Source organism: Bacteroides sp. GD17 (genome assembly GCF_038448625.1).
In the GTDB taxonomy this organism is placed as follows: domain Bacteria; phylum Bacteroidota; class Bacteroidia; order Bacteroidales; family Bacteroidaceae; genus Bacteroides.
Window position 1 is genome coordinate 1 of the sequence record NZ_JBCEZS010000051.1, and the last position, 1895, is coordinate 1895.

At 36.5% G+C, this 1895-nt stretch carries 5 protein-coding genes; all 5 read left to right on the top strand.

Annotated features, from left to right (window positions below):
- On the top strand, window positions 1-118 hold a 118-nt coding region (locus tag AAE250_RS23480; protein ID WP_342289503.1), incomplete at its 5' end, for a DNA-3-methyladenine glycosylase I.
- A gap of 526 nt (window positions 119-644) precedes the next feature.
- Entirely contained in the window at window positions 645-872 is a 228-nt protein-coding gene (locus tag AAE250_RS23485) for a DUF3791 domain-containing protein (protein ID WP_294597573.1), read from the top strand.
- Window positions 873-925: 53 nt separating this feature from the next.
- Entirely contained in the window at window positions 926-1345 is a 420-nt protein-coding gene (locus AAE250_RS23490) for a DUF3990 domain-containing protein (RefSeq protein ID WP_294597575.1), read from the top strand.
- Entirely contained in the window at window positions 1342-1560 is a 219-nt protein-coding gene (locus AAE250_RS23495) for a hypothetical protein (RefSeq protein ID WP_294597577.1), read from the top strand. The genes AAE250_RS23490 and AAE250_RS23495 overlap by 4 nt, the downstream gene beginning before the upstream one ends.
- A 95-nt stretch (window positions 1561-1655) precedes the next feature.
- The coding region (locus tag AAE250_RS23500) for a DNA-3-methyladenine glycosylase I (protein ID WP_342289502.1) at window positions 1656-1895 on the top strand (240 nt) is incomplete at its 3' end.

The window sequence follows — 1895 nt, forward strand, 5'->3', positions numbered from 1 at the left end:
AGATATGAAAAAGCGAGGTTTCAAGTTCTTCGGCTCAACAATCTGTTATGCTTTTTTGCAGGCAGCCGGGTTTGTGAACGACCATTTAGAGAGTTGTTTTTGCAAAGCAGTGAAATAAAAGGCAAAGATCGGATTGTTTTATACAAGAGCTTGCATCTTTCAAGAATATTACCGGGAAGGAGAAAGCGTAGCTTCCTGATGGTAATAAAAAAACGCACCTAAAGCAGTCTACTCACCCCTTGAGGCCTGCAACAGCCCGGATATGCTGATAAACTGAATAGGTGCGCATATCGCAGGCTCAATAGAACATACGAACGACCTTTCAGTTTAGGCATATCCATTTAAAGTTGCAGTTTCAAGGGATGCTAAACCGAATCTAATAAAAGCACTTCTATTTGAAGTACGTCGCAAAGATATGAAAAGATTGGAAGATTCCTGTGTTGAATGGAAGAATAAATCTTGTATTTAAGCTCTTGTTCTGATCTTCCTTTTCCAAATGTTAAATGTTCTTGGTCTATTTCATGATACATACTCCTGGCTCTGAGTATAAAGCACATCATAAAATGAAATAAATAATGGCAGATACATTTGCAAATCCTTCTATAAATTTGTTCCTTTGTATGTAGGGTTATATAAATATGCAGATGGAACAGACTATTAATAATAATAAAGTGAAATATGTCAACTACTGTGTTGCAACTTTTGCCAAACAGTATGGTATGTCGTCATTGGAAGCATTCAACTATTTGGAACGCTTTGGTGGCTTGGCTTTTTTGGACGAATGTTATGCAGCAGAACACTTGTTGTCTGTAGAGGATGCAGTTCAAGATTTAGTTACTATTTGTAGAAATAATGGAGGAATGTTGGGATGATATTATATCATGGTACATATACAGATTTCAGTTCTATAGACTTAGATAAATGTATGCCTTACAAGGATTTTGGGAAAGGATTTTATCTAACAGATATCGAACAGCAGGCAAAAGATATGGCGATTCGTAAATCCAGATTTGTTCTTAATAGCTTTCCATGCGTACTGAAGTATGAATTTAATGAGATACATTTGAAGGATGGATCACTTCAAGTTAAATTCTTTGATAAACCTACGGAAGAGTGGGCGCAGTTTATTATAGCGAATCGATACAATCCGGAGGATAAAATAATTCACAACTATGATATTGTTATAGGGCCTATAGCCGATGATGGGATAGCTTTGCAGATTGGATTATTTAGAGATGGCTTGATTGATTTGGCTGCGTTGACAAAAGCTTTGGAATATAAAAAGCTGAATAAACAATATTTCTTCGGAACGGCAAAAGCCATTAATTTGTTGAATAAACTATGAGTACGAAAGATTATTTAGTGCATAGTATCGTTAGTGAAATGGTCATTTACTTGATGAATGATTTCCATTGGGATATGATAACTGCGATGAAGGCAGTTTATCATTCGGAACTTTTCAGGAAATTGGATGATGCAGAAATAGGACTGTATACCCAAAGTTCTAAATATGTTTATTGTTACTTGAAGAAAGAGTTGCTTACGGGGAAATATATTTAAGGCAGTTTTCTTGGCGAAGATAACTTATTCCTTTTTGTATATTTGCACGTGGAGCACTATGAATGTGCTTAATGTACTAATCAGGTTATGAAAATATGGAAGATATAATAAATGCACGTTGCGGTTGGGCCGGAACAGACGAACTATACATAAAGTATCATGACGAAGAATGGGGAAAACCCGCTACCGATGACAAAACTCTGTTTGAATTTCTGTTACTCGAAAATGCTCAGGCAGGTTTATCCTGGATTACTATCCTCCGGAAACGTGAAGGTTATCGCGAAGCCTTTCATCATTTTGATGTGGAGAAAGTTGCGCAAATGACCTCGGAAGAC

Excerpts from the sequence above, each read along its gene's own strand:
- AAE250_RS23490 (WP_294597575.1), top strand. The coding sequence starts at position 926 with ATGCCTTACAAGGATTTTGGGAAAGGATTTTATCTAACAGATATCGAA.
- AAE250_RS23495 (WP_294597577.1), top strand. The coding sequence starts at position 1,342 with ATGAGTACGAAAGATTATTTAGTGCATAGTATCGTTAGTGAAATGGTC.
- AAE250_RS23485 (WP_294597573.1), top strand. The coding sequence starts at position 645 with ATGGAACAGACTATTAATAATAATAAAGTGAAATATGTCAACTACTGT.